This window comes from Micromonospora sp. NPDC051300 (genome assembly GCF_044455315.1).
Taxonomy (GTDB): domain Bacteria; phylum Actinomycetota; class Actinomycetes; order Mycobacteriales; family Micromonosporaceae; genus Micromonospora; species Micromonospora robiginosa.
Genome location: NZ_JBITEP010000003.1, coordinates 1 through 20,792 on the forward strand (window position 1 = coordinate 1; position 20,792 = coordinate 20,792).

16 protein-coding genes and 1 pseudogene are annotated in these 20,792 nt (G+C 69.1%); 7 read left to right on the forward strand and 10 right to left on the reverse strand.

Annotation, left to right across the window (positions count from 1 at the left end):
* Positions 1-90 precede the first annotated feature (90 nt).
* Positions 91-363, forward strand: a pseudogene (locus ACIA5A_RS04915) (tyrosine-type recombinase/integrase); the annotation flags it as partial.
* A 269-nt stretch (positions 364-632) separates the two neighbouring features.
* Here the strand turns inward: ACIA5A_RS04915 and ACIA5A_RS04920 are convergent.
* The 6 genes from ACIA5A_RS04920 to ACIA5A_RS04945 form a co-directional block, all read right to left on the reverse strand.
* Positions 633-1,259 (reverse strand): hypothetical protein, encoded by a 627-nt coding sequence (locus ACIA5A_RS04920; RefSeq protein WP_396756524.1) that lies wholly within the window; start codon positions 1,257-1,259, stop codon positions 633-635.
* 199 nt (positions 1,260-1,458) lie between these two features.
* Complete coding sequence (locus tag ACIA5A_RS04925; protein WP_396756526.1) at positions 1,459-1,896, reverse strand: hypothetical protein; 438 nt, start codon at positions 1,894-1,896, stop codon at positions 1,459-1,461.
* On the reverse strand, positions 1,893-5,429 hold the full coding sequence (locus tag ACIA5A_RS04930) for a type I restriction endonuclease subunit R (protein WP_396756528.1): 3,537 nt from the start codon (positions 5,427-5,429) through the stop codon (positions 1,893-1,895). Before ACIA5A_RS04930 ends, ACIA5A_RS04925 begins: the two co-directional genes overlap by 4 nt.
* A complete protein-coding gene (locus ACIA5A_RS04935) occupies positions 5,429-6,577 on the reverse strand; it encodes a restriction endonuclease subunit S (protein WP_396756530.1) in 1,149 nt (382 codons plus the stop codon). Before ACIA5A_RS04935 ends, ACIA5A_RS04930 begins: the two co-directional genes overlap by 1 nt.
* A gap of 38 nt (positions 6,578-6,615) precedes the next feature.
* A complete protein-coding gene (locus ACIA5A_RS04940; protein WP_396756532.1) occupies positions 6,616-8,586 on the reverse strand; it encodes an N-6 DNA methylase in 1,971 nt (656 codons plus the stop codon).
* Positions 8,587-9,174: 588 nt separating this feature from the next.
* Positions 9,175-10,143, reverse strand: a complete 969-nt coding sequence (locus ACIA5A_RS04945; RefSeq protein WP_396756534.1) for a DUF5937 family protein — start codon at positions 10,141-10,143, stop codon at positions 9,175-9,177.
* A gap of 115 nt (positions 10,144-10,258) precedes the next feature.
* Here ACIA5A_RS04945 and ACIA5A_RS04950 point away from each other — a divergent pair, with 115 nt between their 5' ends.
* Positions 10,259-10,765 carry a tetratricopeptide repeat protein gene (locus ACIA5A_RS04950; RefSeq protein ID WP_396756536.1) on the forward strand — a complete coding sequence of 169 codons (507 nt, stop codon included), beginning with the start codon at positions 10,259-10,261 and terminating at the stop codon, positions 10,763-10,765.
* A gap of 96 nt (positions 10,766-10,861) precedes the next feature.
* Here the strand turns inward: ACIA5A_RS04950 and ACIA5A_RS04955 are convergent, their stop codons facing one another.
* Genes ACIA5A_RS04955 through ACIA5A_RS04965 form a run of 3 tightly spaced genes read right to left on the reverse strand, consistent with a single transcriptional unit; the run spans position 10,862 to position 12,457 of the window.
* On the reverse strand, positions 10,862-11,224 hold the full coding sequence (locus ACIA5A_RS04955; protein WP_396756538.1) for a VOC family protein: 363 nt from the start codon (positions 11,222-11,224) through the stop codon (positions 10,862-10,864).
* Positions 11,225-11,253: 29 nt separating this feature from the next.
* Positions 11,254-11,691 carry a VOC family protein gene (locus ACIA5A_RS04960; protein WP_396756540.1) on the reverse strand — a complete coding sequence of 146 codons (438 nt, stop codon included), beginning with the start codon at positions 11,689-11,691 and terminating at the stop codon, positions 11,254-11,256.
* Between the two features lie 25 nt (positions 11,692-11,716).
* Entirely contained in the window at positions 11,717-12,457 is a 741-nt protein-coding gene (locus ACIA5A_RS04965) for an SDR family oxidoreductase (RefSeq protein ID WP_396756542.1), read from the reverse strand.
* 57 nt (positions 12,458-12,514) lie between these two features.
* Here ACIA5A_RS04965 and ACIA5A_RS04970 point away from each other — a divergent pair, with 57 nt between their 5' ends.
* From ACIA5A_RS04970 to ACIA5A_RS04980, 3 genes are all read left to right on the forward strand, one after another.
* Positions 12,515-13,078 carry a TetR/AcrR family transcriptional regulator gene (locus ACIA5A_RS04970; protein WP_396756544.1) on the forward strand — a complete coding sequence of 188 codons (564 nt, stop codon included), beginning with the start codon at positions 12,515-12,517 and terminating at the stop codon, positions 13,076-13,078.
* 79 nt (positions 13,079-13,157) lie between these two features.
* Positions 13,158-14,060: a ParA family protein gene (locus tag ACIA5A_RS04975; RefSeq protein WP_396756546.1), complete on the forward strand. Its 903-nt coding sequence runs from the start codon at positions 13,158-13,160 to the stop codon at positions 14,058-14,060.
* Positions 14,061-14,074: 14 nt separating this feature from the next.
* Positions 14,075-14,482 (forward strand): hypothetical protein, encoded by a 408-nt coding sequence (locus tag ACIA5A_RS04980; RefSeq protein ID WP_396756548.1) that lies wholly within the window; start codon positions 14,075-14,077, stop codon positions 14,480-14,482.
* Here ACIA5A_RS04980 and ACIA5A_RS04985 read toward each other — a convergent pair.
* Entirely contained in the window at positions 14,454-16,631 is a 2,178-nt protein-coding gene (locus tag ACIA5A_RS04985; RefSeq protein ID WP_396756550.1) for a HelD family protein, read from the reverse strand. The two genes, ACIA5A_RS04980 and ACIA5A_RS04985, sit on opposite strands and share 29 nt — an antisense overlap.
* A 317-nt stretch (positions 16,632-16,948) precedes the next feature.
* On the opposite strand from ACIA5A_RS04985, the gene ACIA5A_RS04990 reads away from it, so the two are divergent.
* Complete coding sequence (locus ACIA5A_RS04990; RefSeq protein ID WP_396756551.1) at positions 16,949-18,292, forward strand: ricin-type beta-trefoil lectin domain protein; 1,344 nt, start codon at positions 16,949-16,951, stop codon at positions 18,290-18,292.
* An 80-nt stretch (positions 18,293-18,372) separates the two neighbouring features.
* Positions 18,373-20,778 (forward strand): ricin-type beta-trefoil lectin domain protein, encoded by a 2,406-nt coding sequence (locus ACIA5A_RS04995; protein ID WP_396756553.1) that lies wholly within the window; start codon positions 18,373-18,375, stop codon positions 20,776-20,778.
* Positions 20,779-20,792: the final 14 nt, after the last annotated feature.

Sequence of the window (20,792 nt, forward strand, 5' to 3'; positions counted from 1 at the left end):
TCCCGGTTGACCCCCGTGGAATTCGAGACCATCATGCACCCACCGGCCAGTCAGGCCGCGTGACTACACCTGTCACCTGCCGGTGCAGCAGACCCCCCTGCGGACGTCACCGACCACTTCCACCACCTCGCCACCCAAGCCGGGCTACCACCCATCCGGCTCCACGACCTCCGCCACGGCGCTGCGACCATGGGCCTTGCCGCTGGCGTCCAGATGAAGGTCATCTCCAACCGGCTCCGTCACTCCAGCCCACACTTCACCGCCAAGTTTTACGGCGACGTTCTCCCCGACTTATCACACGCCGCCGCCGAAGCGGCGGCCGCCGTCGTCCCACGTCGCGGTGACACCGCAAGGCCGGCATAGTTGGCCAGGTTCACGGCCTACTGGGTGCTGGGTCAGCCGACGACATCGTCGCTGGCCCTACGCCATGTCAGTAATCTGTACGAGTTGAGTGTGAAGGAGATCGGTTCGTTCTGTAGACCCCAAGGCTCGCGCTGACTGGCCGTCGAACCAGGCGATCCCGTCCGACAGTGCGTTCGCCACGTGCTGAGGGCTACCCTTCGGCGGTCGATCGCCGGCTGGTGCCGGCAGAATGCACTCTTCGTGGTTCGACAGCGCGCCGCCTGTCTGTTTCAGCGAGGCCCGACCTCCTCGGGAAGAATAGTCAGCTTCTTGGGCTCGCCGTTGTCGACTCGACTCCACAGCGCTGTCGAGTCGATGAACATCAAGGCCACTGTGTAAGCGGGCAGGCTCTCCTCAAGCGCCTCGGCGGCGTCCCGTTCGATCAGCCACGTCAAATCCTCCGAGTCGCCCGGGCCCAGCACGGGAGCGAATAACGTGATCCGCGTACCCGAAGACTCGATCACGGCCAGGACTCGCCGGATTGGTGCCGGGCCGTAGTTATAGACGCAGAGTGACACTCTCTTGATGAGCCCGCCGTCCCCATACTCAAAATCAGGGATGCCCGAGATCACCGCTCGCGGACCGACCAACTCCTGCTCGCGGCGGGCTCGCCGACCTTCGCTGATCTCGTAGCGCAGCAACCCACCGGTGAAGATTGCCGCAAGCAGGCCAGCAACCAACGCCCCGACGCTGGCCCACGCCTGCAGCCAATCCGTGACCTTGGGCGCCTCGTCCGCAGGCCCGAAGGACTTCGCCCATACGATCACCACTGCCACGAACAGGCCCGAGGCGCCGAGGCCGAGGACAATGGCAGCGATGGCCAGAGGGCGGATCCAACGGTCGCGATCAGGTGCCATGCGAGCACGGTAACGGTCGCACTCAAGCTATGCGGCTCATGAAAGCTGCGCGCCGTGGCTGCATCGGGCCTCATACGCGCCGTCGCCTACCCGGGGCTAGCTCAGTCACCGCGCGACCGCCGCCAACGCCCTATTCAGCCACATGACCCGCTCTACCGCCACCCACGCTACCGCCAATGAAACAAGGCAGCCGGGACCGTCACTCGATAGGCGGCCACTGGCGCGGGCGCGCGACGGCTGCTTGGTGGAGCATTGACCGGACGGCACGTAACGATGGCTTGGTGTCCAGATGGCGATAGTCGACATATGTATGCCCAGTGGGCAGCGAGCCGTCGGCGGCGGAGTCATCGACCGCTCGTGTCCCGGCGTTGGTGATCTCAGCGACAGTGACTCCCCAGGTCCCTGCAGTCTGCGCACCTCGCTGCCTACGCTCCTCGTAGGCGAGTTGGGCGGTGGCTTTTAGCGACCGCGCGCCGGAGATCTTGCCCTTGTCCCCGGTGGACTCGCAGAACATCTGGACTGAAGGTACGCCGCCGTCCAAGTAGGTGGGATGACACTGCCGCCAGTAAAACTCATCGTTTTGATCAAGCTCGATCTCATCGGGCTCGAGCTCGATGTAGGGGTTCGAGTCGGTCACGCCGTCCGTCCAAGCAGTTCGGATACCACCCGCGCCGTGGTATACGTGTCGGGCTCGTTGATGGTGTTTTCGTTGCCGTCAATGTAGAGCACGAAGACTTCGTGATCATGACCCTTCAGGGTGACCTCGAGGCGTGGGCCTGGCCCGTGCCATTCGAACTGCACGCAGCCAGCGGGCGTGGGGTAGATGCGCGGTAGCGGCACGTGGAACTCGGTGAGCGCTGCCAGGAGGGAACGGGCGGCTTGAAGGGCCGGACCGTATATGGGGGCACCTTCGCCGTCGAGCCAGCCTGGCGTCAGAGCTTCCAGTTCAGCTAGCCGCGCAAACCCTGGGGGCAGGGACGACGGCAGCGACGATGGTGCAGGTGAAGTGGTGACGGCAGCGTGGATCATCGCGCCGATTTCAGTGATGAGGCGGTTCGAGTCGGCGTTGCCGGCTGCGATATAGTCGGCAATCGCGTTGTGCGAGTGCTGGTTAGCGAAAACCGCGTCGACGACCGCGTCTGGAAGATCGGGCGATGCGAGGAACTGGACGCGTGAGTTGACGCGGGCCTGCTCGACGAGCGCCTCATTCTCGAGCAGCACCGCCCCAAGGGTGTCGACGAAGCCTTCGACCTGGCTGCGGGAGAACTCGGCTCCGAACAGGTCATTGAGCCGGTCGATGATGGTCTGGAACGCGACGAGCACGGGGTCGGGGGTCTTGCCCGAGCCGGCGGCAACGACTCCCCGTAGGCCTGTGCCGTCACCGAGGCTGATATCCAGCCGCTCGCCCGGGGTGTGCTTGATCTTCTTGAGGATGACATCGGAGACGTCGATGTCGGCGGTGACGGTGGTCGGGCGGATGTAGCGCTCGAGCAACCGCAGGAAGATTGCGCGCTTCTCAAGTTGGGTGTCGGCGTAGTCGACTACCTGACTCATGAAGTCGTAGAGCCGGACGAACGTGGCAACGTCCTTGCGAAAATGGTCGAGCGCCTCAATTTCGCCGGTGTCGTCGCGGCGCAGCGCGTCGGTGTACCGCTTGGCGAACTCGTCGCGGGCCGGCTTGATAGCTGCGGCCAGGGCGTTGTTGCCCGCCCGCTCGACCCACGCGGTGACACACGCGTCCACCTGCGCCTCGGTGAAGACGGACGCCTGATCGAGCTTGGTCGAGATGTCGTGGACGAGGTTCGGGTCGGTCGTAGTTTCCAGCCGAGCGTCGGTGTAGTAGGGCTCGAACGACTTGCGGATCTCCTCGGGGTCGTTAACGAAGTCGAGGACGAACGTGACGTCCTTCCGCTCGCCCGACGGAGTCCGGTAGGTGCGGTTAAGGCGCGAGAGAGTCTGTACCGCAAGTACGCCGGAGAGGCGCTTGTCGACGTACATCGCGCTGAGCAGCGGCTGGTCAAAGCCGGTCTGGAACTTGTTCGCGACCAGCAGCACTTTGTACTCGGGTCCGGCGAACGCCGAGGCGATCTGTGAGCCGATTTTGGTCGGGTTCATCGAGGTCTCGGTAAACAATCCTGGGCCGGTCTCGGCGTCCTCGATTGACCCAGAGAAGGCAACGAGCGTGCCGATGTCGGTGTAACCACGCTTGGCGATATACGTGTCGATCTGCGTCTTGTACCGTACGGCAGCCTTACGTGAGTCAGTGACGACCATCGCCTTCGCGTGCCCGTCCAGCAGGTGCGCGACATTCTCGCGGAAGTGCTCAACGATGATCGCACACTTCTGGCTGATGTTCGTCGGGTGCAGCTTTACCCAACGCATTAGCCCCTTCGTGGCTGCAGCCTTGTCGACGAGCTCTTCCTCGATTGCCCGCTCGGCCGGGCTGTCGTTGCCGTCGTCTGGCTTTGGTATGCGGCTAGTGGCGACGTTGCGGGCGATCTGGAAGGCGGTGTTGTAGGTCTGGTAGCCGCGCAGCACGTCGAGGATGAACTCTTCCTCGATGGCCTGCTTCATCGTGTAGGTGTGGAACGGCTGTGGGACGCCGTCGGTGTCCGGGGTTCCGAACAGCTCGAGGGTTTTGGCCTTCGGGGTCGCGGTGAACGCGAAGAACGAGACGTTCGGCGTGGTCGCGCGGGCGGTCATTTGTGCCGCGAGCTCGTCCTCGATGGAGATTTCACCGCCGTCGTCGAGCTCGGCGCGCTCGGTGTCGGACAGGATCTCCCGGATCCTGCCCGCCATGGCGCCCGACTGAGACGAGTGGGCCTCGTCGGCGATCACGGCGAATTTCCTGCCGGCAAGCCCCTGGTTATCGGCGATAGCCTCCATCGCGAATGGAAACGTCTGCAGCGTTACGACGACGATGAGCTTGCCGCCCGTCAATGCTTGGGCCAAGGCCTTGGACTTCGACCCGGCCCTGCGTGCTTCGACCTCGTCGACGGTCGTGATGATGCCCTCGCCGCCCGCCGATCCGGTGTCTGCAGAGTCGATCTGGCGGACCGCGACCTGCAGTTGGTCGTCGAGGACGGTGCGGTCAGTGACGACGATGACGGTGTCGAACACCTTGTGGTCGTGCTCGTCGAACAGGCGGGCCAGTCGGTGAGCCGTCCATGCGATCGAGTTGGTCTTCCCGGAGCCGGCCGAGTGCTGGATCAGGTACTTCTGCCCGGGTCCGTGCTCGCGGGCATGCGCCACCATGGCGGTGACGGCCTCCCACTGGTGGTAGCGCGGGAACAGCAGGGTGGCCGACCTCGAGACCGCGCCGCTGATCGGGTCACGAGACTGGCGAGTCTCGACGTGGCAGAACTTGCCCAAGATCGTCAGCCAGTTGTCGCGGTCGAAGACCTTCTCCCACAAGTACGACGTGGCCGAGCCGTTCGGGTTAGGGGCATTGCCCTTGCCGCCGTGCCCATCGCCGGCGTTGAAGGGCAGGAAGTGCGTCTTGTCCCCGGCGAGGCGGGTCGTCATCCACACCTCCTCGTTCGATACTGCGAAGTGCACGAGCGCGCGGTTGCCGAACCCGAACAGCGGCTGCACGTGCCCACCGGGGTCCTTGGGCTGGCGGGCCTTCTTGTACTGGTCGATCGCCTCGGCGACCGACTGCGTGAAGTCCGTCTTGAGCTCCAGCGTCGCCACCGGCAGTCCATTGACGAACAGCACGAGGTCCAGCGACCGGTTGTCCTTCGTCGAGAAACGCACCTGTCGCATGACCCGCACACGGACCTTGGCGTAGTCCGCCAGGGTCGTCGGGTTGAGCGAGGTCGCCGGCTTGAATTGGCACATCCGAAACGGCGACGACACGTGCTTGAACCCGCGTCGCAATACGTTGAGCGTGCCGCCGCCCTGGTCGACCGGGTTGTCGAGCACCTTGCACAGCCGGTCGAGCAGCGTGCTCGTCGCGGTGGGCTCCTGAGAGGTTCCGGCCTTGACCGCCTTGGCGAACTCCTCCGGCTGCGTGTCCTGCAACCAGCCGAGCACGTCCTCCGAGACGATCGCCCGCTCCCGGTCGTACTCGGCGCCCGGCTCGTGGTCCGTCGGGGAGTAAAGCCATCCGTGCGCACTCAGGTACGCGCAGAGCTCGGATTCGAAGAGATTCTCGTTGTAGTCCGCCATCACGCCACCTCCAGCAGTGCCTGGCCGGACGTTCGTACGTCGATCTGTCCGGTGACTGCCGCCCTGATAAGCGCGGCGCGCCGCTCCTTCGCGAGCATGATGTGCTGCTCGGTCTTCGAAATAACCGCCCGCGCCTGCGATTCCTGTGCCCTGTAGTGGGTGACGAAGGAGCGCTGGTCGGCGGGCGAGGGAATGTACAGCGGCACCCGCGCAAAGGTTGTCCAGTTGCGAAAGTCCACGCTGCGCTGCCGCACGTTGGGTGCTTGTGTGGCTAGGTAGCCAGAGGTGCCGAGGAACCGCAGAAGCAAGGCAAGGTACTCGACATTGTCGTCACCGACGGGCTCGCAGACGTGATAGACGGGCGACCCCACCCCGTGGCTATCTGACACGCCGCAAGCACCCGCGAATCCGTCGAGAGCATGGAAGACAAGATCGCCAGGGCGAATCTCCTGGTACCCGGCCTCCGATTCCGAGATCGTATATCCGTCTTCCCGCCGTGTGGAGCGCAGCGTCACCACGCCGTCCCGATACGCAGTGATCACGCCAAGCCCGGCGCGTGCAGGTCGAACGAGGGGCCGCAAGACACGCCGTACCGAGGTAAGTCGCAGTTGGTCGATAGCGCCGAAGTGCAACGACAACTGGGCGCTCATGCGTTCACGCAGGGTGGTAATCAGTTGGGTCTGCTTGTCGATCAGTGTGTCAATCCGCGACGTCTGCTCGTCCAGGAAGTGCGCAATCGCTCGCTGCTCGTCCGTTGGCGGAACGGCCAGAGTAATCCCGAGCATGGCCGCCTGCGTGAGTTTGTCGCGCGTTGACCCGGTGATCACGAGCGAATAGTCCACGGCGTTTAACGCATGGGCCAGCCACGGACCGTGTACATCGGTGCGCGGCACCAAGACGTGAATATGGTTGTTAGGCCAGACGGGCTCGTCGATGTAAAACGCAACCGGGCGATCGGCGTCGAAGAACGGAGCACCGTCCTCTCCCAAGAGCACTGCGGGGACGTGCACCAGCGCCTCGTCGATCGTTCCCTGAATGGAGTTGGCCCCCCAGTAAGGCACGTCGCCCGGTCTCCCGGCCCGCTCTTCGGCGTTGACTGGTGCGCGTAGATCATCGCGGCAGACCGCTAGCCGCCGAAGGGATTTCATGGACCATCCCCTAGGGAGCGAGTCACTGGTTGGGGAGGTCACGCCTCGATCTCCCGCAGCAGGTCAAGGATCTCGGCGACGATCTTGTTCAGGTCGGCGTCGATCTCGTCGAGCGGGCGGGGCGGTACATAGGTGTAGAAGTGCCGCGTGAAGGGGATTTCGTAACCGACCTTGGTCTTGGTGTGGTCGACCCAGGCGTCGGACACGTGCGGCAGAACCTCGGCATGCATGTACGCGTTGATGACGTTGTGCGCGGTTCCGTCGGCCTCGGCGGTTTTTGGGGTGCCGTTCCAGCCGAAGGGGATGTTCTCGGTGTCGCGCAGCTTCGGGTCGGGCTCGGGGTTGCCCTTGGCGTCGCGGATCTCGTCGGCGGCCTCGTCACGTTCACCGATCGTCAGCCACAGCGTCCGGCGCTGGGGCGTCGTGAGCGTGACGCCGTTCGAGCCGAGGTGCTTGCCGAGGTCCTTCAGGAAGGCTTCGCGGTTGAGGTAGGGGTGCTCACCGAACGTGGCGAGCGCGTCGGCCAGGCGTTTGCGGTCAACACCCCTGAGCTTGGGCTCGTCGCGTACCAGCGCGACGCGCTCCGGGGTGCACGTGAAGCGCAGCCGCAGCGGTCGCTCGACGGTAATCGTCCAGTAGCCGAAGTCCTCGGTATCCAAAATCTTGGACGTTTCGCGCGTCTCGAAAGCGGCGTAGTCGTCGAGGATCGCCTTGCGGTCGACGTCGCTGATCTCGACGCGCTTGGAGCCCAGCGACTTGCGCATCTTAGCGAAGCGTTGCGAGCCGTCGATGAGCTGCACCTTGCCGGCGCGCTCGGGTGCCTTTGTGTTGTCGAGCACCCACACGTAGGTCGAGATGCCGGTGTTGAAGAACATGTCGGTCGGCAGGGCGACGATCGCCTCGACCAGGTTCTTTTCGAGCAACCAGCGGCGGATCTCAGACTGACCCGATCCCGCGCCGCCGTTGAACAGCGGCGAGCCGTTCATGACGATTCCGACGCGTCCGCCGCCCTGCGAGGCCGGGCGCATTTTCGATGCGAGGTGTAGGAGGAAGAGCATCTGCCCGTCGCCGACGCCCGGCAGTCCTGGGCCGAACCGGCCGGCGAAGCCGCGCTTGTGCTCAGCCTTGACGGCCTTCTCCGACGCCTTCCAGTCGACACCGTAGGGCGGGTTGGCCAGGCAGTAGTCGAATGTGAACCCAGGGAACTTGTCGTCGGCCAAGGTGTCGCCGAGCTTGATGTTGTCGGGGTTCTGGCCTTTGGCGAGCAGGTCGGACTTGCAGATCGCGTACGATTGGTCGTTGATCTCCTGCCCGTACAGCGTCAGGCGGGCATCGGGGTTCTGGCCGCGCAGGTGCTCGTCGGCCAAGGAGAGCATGCCGCCGGTCCCCGCCGTCGGGTCGTAGACCGTGCGCACCGCGCCCTTCTCGAGCAGAGCTTCGTCGTCTTCGGCGAACATGAGATCGACGACGAGGCGGACGGCATCACGCGGGGTAAAGTGGTCACCGGCGGTCGCGTTCGACGCCTCGGCGAAGCGGCGGATCAGGTCTTCGAACAGGTCGCCCATGTCGGAGTTCGAGATGGCGTCCGGGTGTAGGTCGACCTTCGTAAAGCGCTCGATCACTAGGTAGAGCCGGTCTTTCTCGGCGAGTTTGGCGACGACCTCGTCGAACTTGAACCGGTCAAAAACATCGATCGCCGATGAGAATGAGTGCACGTACTCGATGAGATTGGCCTGCAGGCCGTCGGGGTCCTGGAGGAGGCTTGTCAGCGTGAACTTCGAGGTGTTGTAGAAGCGCAGCCCGGTGGCCTGGCGAACCAGCGAGGCCTGGCGTATCTCGGAGTCCACCCCGGCGATCAGGCCCGCGATCTGCTCCCGGTGCGGCTCGAGGATCGCGTCGAGCCGGCGAAGGATCGTCATCGGCAGGATCACCGATCCGTACTCGTGCTGCTGGTAGGGACCACGCAGATGGTCCGCGATCGACCACACGAAGCTGCTGAGCCTGCTCACTGGTGTCCGCCAGACTTCATCACGCGCAAGAGAGTAACAGTCACTCGGTCATCGGCATCCCTCGCATATCGGACTTTTCCGATGCCGTGCGAAGAGTGTTGCGCCCGCTCGGGCGTCGATGCTTCATTGTCACGTGTGAGGCCGGCCTGTGGTCAGGAGGGTGTTGTTATCTACGTCCTTGAGGCGCCTTCCTAGGTCAAGCGGTATGGCGAAGGATGCCGCAGCGTCCGTCGCCTGTCCTAGGGGTGCAGAGCCCATGCTTCCTGTGGGTCGGCCGGAAGCGATCTAGAAGCGGCGTGGACGACGGCCGTGAGGTGCGGTTCGGGTGCTCGCCGGGTGCTCGCGCGGCATAGACAATCACGCCGTCGCGGGGCCGCATGCGGCGCCACACTGCGATGACCTTGGACGGCAGCCCACCTGTCTGGACGTATGTTACGGAGACTGTGCCTATGGGATGGCCTCAATTGAACTCTTAATCCGCGGGTTCGGGGTTCGAGTCCCTGGCGGCGCACGAGAACCACAGCTCCGATCGGCGGTCACGCCGGTCGGAGCTTTCTCGTTTCCCGGTGGCCGGGGCGGGACACCGCGCTAGCGGAGCGCGGCCTCGCCCAGCGGAGTCCGTCGATAGCGGATCTCGTGGCGGTGGCGTTGCCCGGTGACGAACCCGGCGTCGCGCAGCACCGACAGGTGCCCGGACACCGTGCCGGCGGCCAGGGCGTGACGGTGGGCCAGCGTCGTCGTGCTGGCCGGCTCGTCGAGGTCGAGCAGCAGCGCCGCCCGCGTTCGTCCGATCAGCCGGCCCAGTGCCGCGTGCCGGTCGGTGGACAGGGGTTGCCAGAGTGTTCCGAGCCCTCGGGCCGGATAGATCACCGTCGGCTGCCACGGCCGGTCCACGATGACGACGACCTGGTCCCACTTGAAGGCGCTCGGCACCAGGGCGAGTCCCTCGCCGCGCATGTCGCGGTGTTCGTCGTCGCCGTACTCGCGGGTCAGCACGCCGTTGTTCCAGCGCAGAAGCGGGTGCAGCTCGGCGAACAGGCGGTCGAGGCCACCTTCGGCGAGACGCCGGGTCTGGAATCCCACGTCGGCGTCGAGCAGGCCGCGCACCTGCGGCCAGACCGGTTCGACCAGGACCTCCCACGCCTGCCGCACGGTGGCGACGAGCGTCCGGAGCACTCGGGCCGGGTCGCCCAGCAGGAGCCGTCCGGTCGCCGACTCGGCCGCACCAGGGGTGTCCGCCAGCGCTCGTCGAACCTCCGCGCGTACCCGGGCGTGGTCGCTGGCCGCCACGGCCGCGAGCTCGTCCTCGAACCGGGCGTGCGGGCCGGTCGGAGGCGGGGAGAGAAAGTCGGGGGTGTAGCCGCGACGCGGTTGCAGCGCGGCGATCGGCCGCAGGTCGAGTTCTCGGGTGTCGAGGGCGTCGAACCAGCGGCGGTGGGGGCCGACGCCCTCGCGCGGGGAGAGCAGGCGGACCGCGGACAGCGTCTCGAGCACCGGGGACACGGCGAACCGGCAGCGCCGCAGGTCGGCGGCGCTGAACCGTAACGTGACCGCCATCCGCGACCACCTCCTCGCCGAGCGGAGATTCGGCCCTCGCCGAATCACTGGCGGGCACGGTACCAGCGCTCGCAGAGTGTCTCCCGACCCGAGCGACGATCATGAGGAGGACGGGATGAACCCGAGCGCCGACTGGGAACAGCGCAGCGCGGACCTGTGGGCGGCCTTCAACGCGGCGCCCGACGACTGGGACGCGGCGGAGTTCCGCGAACGGGTCGGCGCGCTCGCCGACGAACTGGGCCCCGATCACCCGGTGGCGGCCTTCGAGCGGGCCTGCGCCTGGGACTCGACGGGCCATTCCGACCGGGCGATCCCGCTCTACCGGATCGCGCTGGAGCGGGGGGTCGACGGCATCCGCCGACGGCGCTCGGTGATCCAGATGTCCAGCTCGCTGCGGAACATGGGGCAGCCCGAGGAGAGCGTCCGACTGCTGATCGAGGAGCGCGAGCGCGGGTCCGACGAACTCGACGACGCGGTCAGCGCGACGCTCGCGCTGGCGTTGACGAGCGTCGGCCGGGAGCGGGAGGCGGTCTCGATCGCCGTCGGGGCGCTCGCCCGCCACCTACCCCGCTACCAACGATCGATGGCCAACTACGCCCGCCTCCTGACCGACCCCGAGTGACCCCCCGCCCCCTCGGCGCCGATCTTGCAGTTTCCGCCCGGACGAAACGGGGCAGAAGTCGCGGTTCGCGGGCCGAAAGTGCAAGATCGGCGAGGGTCAGGGGGTCGGGGCGTACTCGACGAGGCAGAACTCGTGGTTCTCCGGGTCGGTCATGACCACGACGGTGCCCCCGGGGTGGTCGTGCCGCTCGCCGGTGAAACCGCCGCCCAGGCGGACGACGGTGGACATCGCCTCGGCGAGGTCGTCGACAGTGACGTCGAGGTGGATCCGCACCTTGCCGGACCGGGGCTCGGCGACCGGCTGGAACACCAGCCGGGGCTGGGTGTCGCCGCGCTCGCCCAGGTAGACCCAGCCCTCCTCGGACGGGCCGGGCTCGCGGCCGAGCAGGGCGCTCCAGAACCGGGCGACCCGTTGCGGGTCGACGCAGTCGACGGTGACACCGGACCAGACGTTCGCCATCCGTCGATCCTGGCAGACGGCCGCCGGGTCTAGAGGACGTCGAACTCGTTGCCCTCCGGGTCGGCCATCGTCACGTGGTCCGGCGTGCCGTCCATCTCGTCCACCCGTAACACCGAACCGCCGGCCGCCACCAGCCTGTCGACGGTGGCCTGGACCCGGGGCCAGCGCGCCTCGACCGGCTCGTGCCGGCCGCCGCCGACGTGGATGTCGACGTGCATCCGGTTCTTGACCGTCTTCGGCTCCGGCACCTTCAGGAACGAGATGCCGGGCCGGACCCCGTCCGGGTCCTCGATGTGCGCGCCGTCGTCCCACTCGTCCTCGGGAACCCGGAAGTGGGTCAGCCACGCCTCCCAGGTGGCGAACCCCTCCGGCGGGGCGCCCGGGACGTAGCCCAGCGCGAGGCACCAGAACGCGGCCAGTTCGCGGGGGCGGGCACAGTCGACTGTCAACGACCAACGTTCGGACATCGCCCGACCATAGACCGCCGAACCGTCAGCCCTGCCGGGTGGGCCGGATGGTCAGGTCGCCGATCTCGACGTCCTCGGGCTGGTCGATGGCGAACGCGATCGCCCGGGCGACCGCCGTCGGGTCGACGCCGAGGTCGGCCATGTGCCGCTGGGCCTGTTCGGTGGCGACCGGGTCGGTCACGGCGTTGTCGATCAACTCGGTGCGCACGTAGCCGGGGGAGATCGACGTGGTGCGCAGGACGCCGTCGGTGTTCTCCTGCCGCAGCCCTTCGATCAGGGTGCGGACCGCGTTCTTCGTACCGGCGTACACCGCCTGGGTCGGGGTGATCTTGAGCCCCGAGGTGGACACGACGGTGACCAGGTGACCGCTGCCCTGGCGGCGGAACGTCGGCAGCGCGGCGGCGATCCCGTGCAGGACGCCCCTGACGTTTACCTCGATCATCTCCGACCAGCCCGCCACGTCGAGGTCGGCCATGGGCCCGAGCCGGGCGATTCCGGCGTTGCCCACCAGGACGTCCAGCCGGCCGTACCGGTCGACGGCGGTGTCGACGAGCGCGGTCAGGTCGTCCGGGTCGGTGACGTCCACCCGGACCGCCGCGGCGGTGCCGCCGGCGGCGGTGATCTCGTCGACCACCCGTTCCAGCCGCTCGGTGCGGCGGGCGCCCAGCACGACCGTGGCGCCGAGCGCGGCGAGGTGTCGGGCGGTCGCCTCGCCGATGCCGCTGCTGGCGCCGGTGACGGCGACGACCTTTCCGTGGACGGTCATGGTGATCTCCCTTAGAGTGGACACATGTCCGGTTACCCCGACGAGCATAGCGGACACGTGTCCGCTTCGACCAGCGGTCCCCGACGGGCCGACGCGCGGCTGAACCGGGAGCGGATCCTGGAGGCGGCCCGCGCCCTGGTCGGCGAGCCGGGCGAACTGAAGCTCAACGCGGTCGCCAAGGCGTGCGGCATCGGGCAGGGCACGCTCTACCGGCACTTCCCGACCCGCGAGGACCTGCTGGCCGAGGTCTACCGCCAGGAGGTCGACGAACTGGTCGCCGCGGCCCCGCGACTGCTGGCGCGGCACCAGCCGGTGGACGCGCTCGCCGCCTGGTTCGACCGGGTGGCCGCGTACGCCCGGGTGAAGCGCGACGTGTTCGCCGCGGTGGAGGCGGCCACCTGGCGCGACCTGGCCGCACACAGCCTCGGCCCGATCGGTGAGGCGGTCGAGCTGCTGCTGGCCGCCGGCCGCGAGGCCGGCGCGATCCGTGCCGACGCGGAGGTGCGCGACGTCATCGTGCTGATCAGCTGGATGTCGCGCCTGGACGACGCCGAGCTGGACGCCCGCGGGCCACGGTTGCTCGCCATCCTGATCGACGGGCTTCGCGCACCCCGATCCTGAGGGTCCGGCCCCCGCCGGGAAAGGCCCGCTCGACCGACCCTGCCCACGCCTGCGATCATCGTGCGATGCGGGGAGCGGCATGAGCATCACCTCGGTGATCAACTACAAGGGTGGGGTCGGCAAGACCACCATCACCGCGAACCTCGGCGCCGAGCTCGCCACCCGTGGCCGCCGGGTCCTGCTGATCGACCTCGACCCGCAGGCCAGCCTCACCTTCTCGTTCTATCCGGCCGACGAGTGGGAGCGGGACCTGGCCTACGAGAAGACCATCCTGCAGTGGTACGGGTCGGTGCTGGCCGAGGAGCCGACCGGCCCGCTGCACCCGTACGTGGTCACGCCGGGGCCGGCGAACGCGCTGCTGCCCGAGGGCGGCCGGCTCGACCTCGTCGCCTCCCACCTGGGGCTTGTCGACGTGGACCTGGACATCGCCGCGGCGCTCGGCGGGTCGCGCTTCCAGCACGGCAGCCCGCACTTCCTGCCGCTGCACCGGGCGCTCGCCGACGCGCTCGCCGCCGACGAGTTCGCCGGGTACGACGACGTCCTCATCGACTGCGCGCCCAACTTCACCATGGTCACCCGGACCGGGATCGTGGCCAGCGAGCACATCCTCACCCCGGCCCGACCGGACTACCTCTCCACGCTGGGCATCGACTACCTGCGCAGCAAGGTCTCCGAGCTGGTCCGCGACTTCAACCGGGTGGCCGCCCCGGGCCCGACCATCGACCCGCAGTACCTGGGCGTGGTGTTCACTATGATCCAGTACGCCGCGGGCGGGCCGATCAACGCGTCCCGCAACTACATGAAGCACACCGACAGCCTGGAGGTCCCGGTGTTCCGCCAGACCGTCCGGGAGAACAAGACCCTGTTCGGCACGGCCGGCGAACGGCGGCTGCCCGCCGTGCTGGTGCCGAACGCCAACGAGACGGTGCAGCACGAGCTGCGGCAGTTGGCCAGCGAGTTCCTGGCCCGTACCCGCCTGTAGTGAGGAGACTTCCGGTGTCCGACCCCGCCGACCTGGCCCACGCCGTCCTGCTGCGGGTGGCGGAGTTCGTCCGCGCGCTGCCCGCCGACCAGCTCGGCGCGCTCGCCGACGGCACCGCGAAGCTGGCCGTGGTCGACAAGGCCCGGACCGCCGCCCGCCGGGCTGCCCCGGCCTCGGCCGGCGTCGACACCGACCGGGTCCGCGCGGACCTCGCCGCGATCGGGGACCGGGCGGCCGGCGCGCGCTACCTCGCCGACCTGAAGCTCACCGTGGCGAAGCTGCGGGCGCTGGCCGGCGAGCTGGGCATCACGGTGCCCGGCAAGGCCCGCAAGGCCGACATCGAGCACGACATCGTGCAGTGGACGGTGGGCCGGCGGCTGGACTCGGCCGCCGTCAGTCGTCCGCCGGCGTCGCGGAGCTGACCGCGGTGTCCGGCCCCGGGGAGCCGCCGCCGGTCCCGGGCAGGAGCGCCCGCACCTCGGCGAGCACGTCGGCCCAGAACGCCTGCGGCGCGGCGCTGCGTAGCTGGCCGGCGAGGTGTTCGGCCAGCCGGTGCGCCTCCCGCCGGGTGAACGCCGCGCCCCCGTCGCCGCCCACCGGCGGCCGGGGCCGCGTCGGCGCGTCCAGCGGCACCGGGTCGCCGGTGCAGACGATGTCGAGGTGCCCGGTGGTGCGGGTCAACGCCACGTAGAGCAGCCGGTGACCGCGCTCGTCGCTGGCCACGATCTCCTCCGGCTCGACCACCACCACCGCGTCGAACTCCAGGCCCTTGGCCTCCTGCGGGCTGATCAGGTTGACCGAACCGCCCAACTCGCCCCGGTCGGCGCTGCTCCAGGCCATCCCGTTCGCCGCCAGCGCCGCCTCGACCGGGCGCCGCTGCCGGGGCGGGCAGACCACGCCGACGAACCGGCCGGCCTCGGCGTGCTCCCGCGCCACCGCGACCGCCCGGGCGGCCAGCTCGGCCAGGCCGACCCGGTGCACGCCGGTGTCCGCCGGCCCGTCCCGGACCACCTCCACAGGCATCACCCCGGGCGCGGCCACCGGCAGCAGCGCCGCCGCCGTCGCGTAGGCCTGCCGGGGTACGCGGTAGCCGTACCGCAGCGGGGTGATCCGCGCCGGGTGCACGGCCGGCAGGTGGGCGAGCACCTCGTCCCACGAGTCGCGGGCCCACCGGCCGGTCGACTGGGCGAGGTCACCGACCACGGTCAGGGAGCCGGTGGCGCTGCGCCGGGCCACCGCGCGCAACTGCATCGGGGAGAGGTCCTGCGCCTCGTCGACGACCACGTGCGCGTAGCGCCGGCCGGGCCCGTCGATCAGGTGCGCCAGCTCGTCCAGCAGCGGCAGGTCCGCCGCCGACCAGGTCTCCCGGGACAGCCGGTCCGCGCCGCGCCGGTGCAGCGCCGTCACCTCCGCCGGGGTGAACGCGTCCCCGGCGGCGGCGCGCAGCCGCGCGGTCGAGCCGAGCAGGTCGCGCAGCAGGCCGGTCGGGGTCTGCTGCGGCCAGAGCCGTTCGGCGAGGTTGCCGACCGCCTCGGCCCGGCCCGGTTCGACGCCGGTGCGGGCCACCACCAGGGCGGCGATCCGGTCGCGCAGCAGCCGGCGGCGGTCCGCGTACGGCAGGGTGGCGGCCCGCGCCTCGGCGAGCGCCGCGGCGACCTCGGCGCCGGGCAGCGTGACGAACCGGCCGCCGACCAGCAGCCGTTCGGCCGGGTCGGGCACGCCGATCCGGGCGTCCAGCGCGCGGGCCAGCAGGCCGGGCATCCGGGCCTCGCCCTTGAGTCGGGCCACCCCGTCCGGCTCGACACGACCGCGCGGCACGTCCGGGGCGAGCCGGTCGACGTCGCGCAGCTCCACCCCGTCGTCGCCGAGCGCGGGCAGGATCTGGCCGATGTAGCGCAGGAAGGTCGGGTGCGGCCCGACCACCAGCACGTCCCCGGCCGAGAGGTCGGCGCGGTGCTGGAACAGCAGCCAGGACACCCGGTGCAGCGCCACGGCGGTCTTGCCGGTGCCGGGACCGCCCTCGATCACCAGCACCTGGTCGCGGGGGGAGCGGATGAGCGCGAACTGGGCGGCCTGGATGGTGGCCACGATGTCCCGCATGGTGCCGGTACGACCGCGGCTCAGCTCGCTCAGCAGGTGCGCGTCCACCGCCTCGGCGATGTCGGCGAGGATGGTGTCGGTGAGGTCGTCGATGGTGTTGCCGGTGCAGGTGAAGGCGCGCTTGCGGTGCACGCCGGCGGGGTTCTCGGCGGTGGCCTCGAACCAGCCGGCGGCGGCCGGGGCGTGCCAGTTGACCACCAGCACCTCGCCGTCGGCGTCGCGGATCAGGTGTCGTCCGATGTAGCGGGTCCCGCCCGTCTCGTCGTCGATCCGGCCGAACGCCACCGCCTCGTCGGCCGCGCCGAGCGCCCGCCCGGCGGCGTCGGCGTACCGGCGCAGGTGGGCGGCGGCCGCGGTGTGGGCGGCGGCGGACGGCAGTCGGGCGAGGCTGGCGCGGCGTCTGTCGCGGTGCTCGGCCGCCGCGTCGAAGTATGCCTGCTCGGCGGCGATGTCGGCTGCCCTGGACGCCACGCGGCCCTCCCTACCCACCGGCCCGGTCCGGCCGGCGGGACCCGGTCGGGACACCGTACCGGCTCGGCCCCCGCGTCGGCAGCCCGCCCGCCGCGCCTGGCATTGACAGGCTTCACTGGCGCGCCTAGGGTCGGCCCGAATCGATTCGACGCCGTGCTGTGGCGTTCCAGCGACGGCGTCGGACGGTTCGAGTCCGGGCATCCGAGTCGACCATGCCGCGCGCCGTCGTGCCCGTTCCTCCGTCGCCGGCCGGCGGCATGGTGCAGCGCCCCCGTACCCCGAATCGGTGTGACACCGAATGGCGAAGGAGCCGCATCATGGCACGACGCAGAACTCTCTTCGGGCCCCTCGCGGCCGCGGCGATCCTGGTCGCGGCGGCGGTCGGGGCCACCGTGGCCGGCGGCGCGGGTGGCGCCGCGCCGGCCGCCGCCGCGGTGACCGCCGGGTGCGGCAGGGCGCCCACGTTGACCAGCGGCGCGCGGACCATCCAGAGCGGCGGCCAGAACCGCAGCTTCATCCTGCGGATCCCGGACAACTACGACCGGAACCACGGGTACCGGCTGATCTTCGGATTCCACTGGAACGGCGGCACCGCCAACGACGTCGACTCCGGCGGCGCGGACCGCGAGGCCTGGTCCTACTACGGCCTGCGGCAGCAGGCCGACAACAGCGCCATCTTCGTCGCGCCCCAGGGCAACGGCAACGGCTGGGCCAACCCGGGCGGTCAGGACGTCACCTTCGTCGACGACATGATCCGGCTGATCGAGGCGGACCTGTGCGTGGACACGGCGCAGCGCTTCGCCCTCGGCTTCAGCTACGGCGGCGGCATGAGCTACGCCCTGGCCTGCGCCCGCGCGACAGTCTTCCGGGCCGTCGCGGTCTATTCCGGCGGCCAGCTCAGCGGCTGCAACGGCGGTACGCAGCCCATCGCCTACCTGGGCATCCACGGCGTCGGCGACCCGGTGCTGAACATCTCCGCGGGACGGTCGCTGCGGGACACCTTCGTGCGTAACAACGGGTGCACCCCGCAGAGCCCGCCCGAGCCGAGGGCGGGCAGCCTCACGCACGTCACCACCGCGTACGCCGGCTGCCGGGCCGGCTATCCGGTCGTCTGGGCCGCGTTCGACGGCGGTCACACCCCCGGACCGGTGGACGGCGGCGGGGACAGCGGCGTGCGGACCTGGACGAAAACCGAGGTGTGGCGGTTCTTCACGCAGTTCGACGGCGCCGGCCCGACGCCTACCCCGACGGCCGGCCCGACCACCCCGCCGCCGGGCGGCACCTCGGCCCTGCGCAACGTCGCCTCCGGCCGCTGCCTGGACGTCAACGGCGGCGCGCAGACCAACGGCACCGCGACGATCATCTGGGACTGCCACGGTCAGAGCAATCAGTCCTGGACCGCGACGGCGGCCCAGGAGCTGCGGGTCTTCGGCGGCAAGTGCCTCGACGTCAGCGGCGCGGCGACCGCGAACGGCAGCTCGGTGATCATCTGGGACTGCAACGGCCAGGCCAACCAACGGTGGCGGCTCAACGCCGACGGCACCGTCGCCGGTGTCGGCTCGGGCCGGTGCCTGGACGTGGTCGGCGGCGGCACGGGCAACGGCACGCGGATCCAGATCCAGGACTGCACCGGGTCGGCGAGCCAACGGTGGACTCGTTGACGGTCATGTTGTGTGAACGTTAACATGTGATGTCTTGAGATAGACAAACTTCAATTCAGTACGCGCGGGAGGCGGATCGCATGGTCAGCACAGTGAGTCGTCCACGACGGTCGTGGCGGGCGGTGATGTCCGCGGCGGCAGCATCGATCCTGGCGGCGGCGGCCGTACTGACCGCGTCCGCCTCCCCGGCGCAGGCCGCCACCGCCATCACCGTCAACGGCTCGTCCGGCGGGCGCACGCTCGACGGCGTCGGGGCGGTCAGCGGCGGCGGTGGAAACAGCAGACTGCTGATCGACTACCCGGAGCCGCAGCGCAGCGACCTCCTCGACTACCTGTTCAAGCCGGGCTACGGCGCGGCGATGCAACTGCTCAAGGCGGAGATCGGCGGCGACACCAACTCCACCTCCGGCGCGGAGCCCAGCCACGAGCACACCCGCGGCAGCGTGAACTGCAACCGGGGCTACGAGTGGTGGCTGATGGAGCAGGCCCGGCTGCGCAACCCCAACATCGCGCTGGTCGGCCTGGCCTGGGGCGCGCCCGGCTGGATCGGCAACGGCAACTTCTGGTCCACCGACTCGATCAACTATCTGGTGGGCTGGCTGGACTGCGCCGCCACGCACGGGCTGACCATCAACTACCTTGGCGGGTGGAACGAGAAGGGCTACAACACCACCTGGTACAAGAACCTGCGGTCCACCCTGAACTCCCGTGGCTACGGCAACGTCAAGATCGTCGCCTCGGACGACTTCGGGTGGGGCGCCGCCGACGACTCGCTGCGCGACCCGGCGTTCGCCAGCGCCGTGCAGGTCTTCGGCAGCCACTACGTGTGCGGCTACCGCAGCGCCCAGACGAGCTGCCCCAGCTCCGCCAACGCGGTCTCCACCGGCAAGCAGCTCTGGGCCAGCGAGAACGGCTCCGACGACTACAACGCCGGCGCGCCGGCGCTCGCCCGGGGCATCAACCGCGGCTACCTCGACGGCAAGATGACCGGCTACATCAACTGGCCGGCCATCGCCGCCATCACCCCGAACATCCCCTGGGCGACCACAGGCGTCGCGGTGGCCCAGCAGCCGTGGTCCGGCGCGTACTCGATCGGCAAGAGCACCTGGGTGATGGCGCACACCACCCAGTTCACCGCACCGGGCTGGCGCTACCTCGACGCGTCCAGCGGCTATATCGGCGGCAACCGCAACAACGGCAGCTACGTGTCGCTCAAGTCCACGAACAACACGGACTGGAGCACGGTCATCGAGACGCAGGACGCCGGCTCGGCCCAGCAACTCGACTTCAGCGTCACCGGTGGGCTGTCCACCGGAACCGTGCGGGTCTGGGCGACGAACCTGCGGTCCAACAACACCGCCGACCACTTCGTCCGGAGCGCCGACATCACGCCTAACGGCGGCCGGTTCTCGCTCACCGTCCAGCCCGGCTACGTCTACAGCATCACCACCACCAGCGGGCAGGGCAAGGGGACGGCGGTCAGCCCCGCGCAGGGCAACCTGAAGCTGCCGTACGCCGACAGCTTCGACAGCTACGCCACCGGCCGCGAGGCCAGGTACCTGATGGACCAGCAGGGCTCGTTCGAGATCGCCGGGTGCGGCGGCGGCCGGACCGGGCAGTGCGTCCGGCAGATGTCCGACCAGGCCCCGATCTACTGGACCTCCGGCCAGGCCGAGCCGTACACCCTGCTCGGCGACCTGACCTGGCGCAACTACACCGTCTCCTCGGACGTCCTGCTGGAGAAGTCCGGCTACGTCCAGCTCATCGGGCGTGGCAACACCTACAACCACCAGGGGCCGCAGAACCTCAACGGCTACTACTTCCGGGTCACCGACGGCGGCGCCTGGTCGATCCGGAGCAACAACACCAGCGGCAACTGGCGCACGCTGGCCAGCGGCAACATCGCGGCGCTGGGCACCGGACGCTGGCACAACCTGTCGCTGAAGCTCAACGGCAGCACGCTCACCGCGGCGATCGACGGCACCACTGTCGGCACGGTGTCCGACTCCACCTGGGTCGCCGGGCAGATCGGCTACGGCACCGGGCAGGGCGTCACCGCCCAGTTCGACAACCTCTCGATCACGCCGGGCGACGGCTCCAGCAGCCCGACCGGTGAGCTGCGCAGCGCGAGCGCCAACCGCTGCCTGGACGTCAACGGCGCCAGCCAGGCCGACGGCGCGGTCGTGCAGATCTGGGACTGCAACGGCGGGGCCAACCAGCAGTGGACGACCGGCACGAACAACCAGCTCACCGTCTACGGCAACAAGTGCCTCGACGTGCCGGGCACCGCGTCCGGCAGCCGCGCCCGGATCATGACCTGCACCGGCGGCGCCAACCAGCAGTGGCGGCTCAACGCCGACGGCACCATCGTCGGCGTCGGCTCGGGCCTCTGCCTGGACGTCAACGGCCAGGGCACCACGAACGGCACCGCAGTCCAGATCTGGACCTGCAACGGCGGCAGCAACCAACAGTGGGTACGCGGCTGATCCGCCACCGGCGT

What these genes read in the sequence shown, in the direction of transcription:
- ACIA5A_RS04935 (WP_396756530.1), bottom strand. Translation starts at nt 6,577, where the DNA reads ATGAAATCCCTTCGGCGGCTAGCGGTCTGCCGCGATGATCTACGCGCA.
- ACIA5A_RS04945 (WP_396756534.1), bottom strand. Translation starts at nt 10,143, where the DNA reads ATGGCGGTCACGTTACGGTTCAGCGCCGCCGACCTGCGGCGCTGCCGG.
- ACIA5A_RS04990 (WP_396756551.1), top strand. Translation starts at nt 16,949, where the DNA reads ATGGCACGACGCAGAACTCTCTTCGGGCCCCTCGCGGCCGCGGCGATC.
- ACIA5A_RS04920 (WP_396756524.1), bottom strand. Translation starts at nt 1,259, where the DNA reads ATGGCACCTGATCGCGACCGTTGGATCCGCCCTCTGGCCATCGCTGCC.
- ACIA5A_RS04930 (WP_396756528.1), bottom strand. Translation starts at nt 5,429, where the DNA reads ATGGCGGACTACAACGAGAATCTCTTCGAATCCGAGCTCTGCGCGTAC.
- ACIA5A_RS04975 (WP_396756546.1), top strand. Translation starts at nt 13,158, where the DNA reads ATGAGCATCACCTCGGTGATCAACTACAAGGGTGGGGTCGGCAAGACC.
- ACIA5A_RS04995 (WP_396756553.1), top strand. Translation starts at nt 18,373, where the DNA reads ATGGTCAGCACAGTGAGTCGTCCACGACGGTCGTGGCGGGCGGTGATG.
- ACIA5A_RS04965 (WP_396756542.1), bottom strand. Translation starts at nt 12,457, where the DNA reads ATGACCGTCCACGGAAAGGTCGTCGCCGTCACCGGCGCCAGCAGCGGC.
- ACIA5A_RS04960 (WP_396756540.1), bottom strand. Translation starts at nt 11,691, where the DNA reads ATGTCCGAACGTTGGTCGTTGACAGTCGACTGTGCCCGCCCCCGCGAA.
- ACIA5A_RS04955 (WP_396756538.1), bottom strand. Translation starts at nt 11,224, where the DNA reads ATGGCGAACGTCTGGTCCGGTGTCACCGTCGACTGCGTCGACCCGCAA.
- ACIA5A_RS04950 (WP_396756536.1), top strand. Translation starts at nt 10,259, where the DNA reads ATGAACCCGAGCGCCGACTGGGAACAGCGCAGCGCGGACCTGTGGGCG.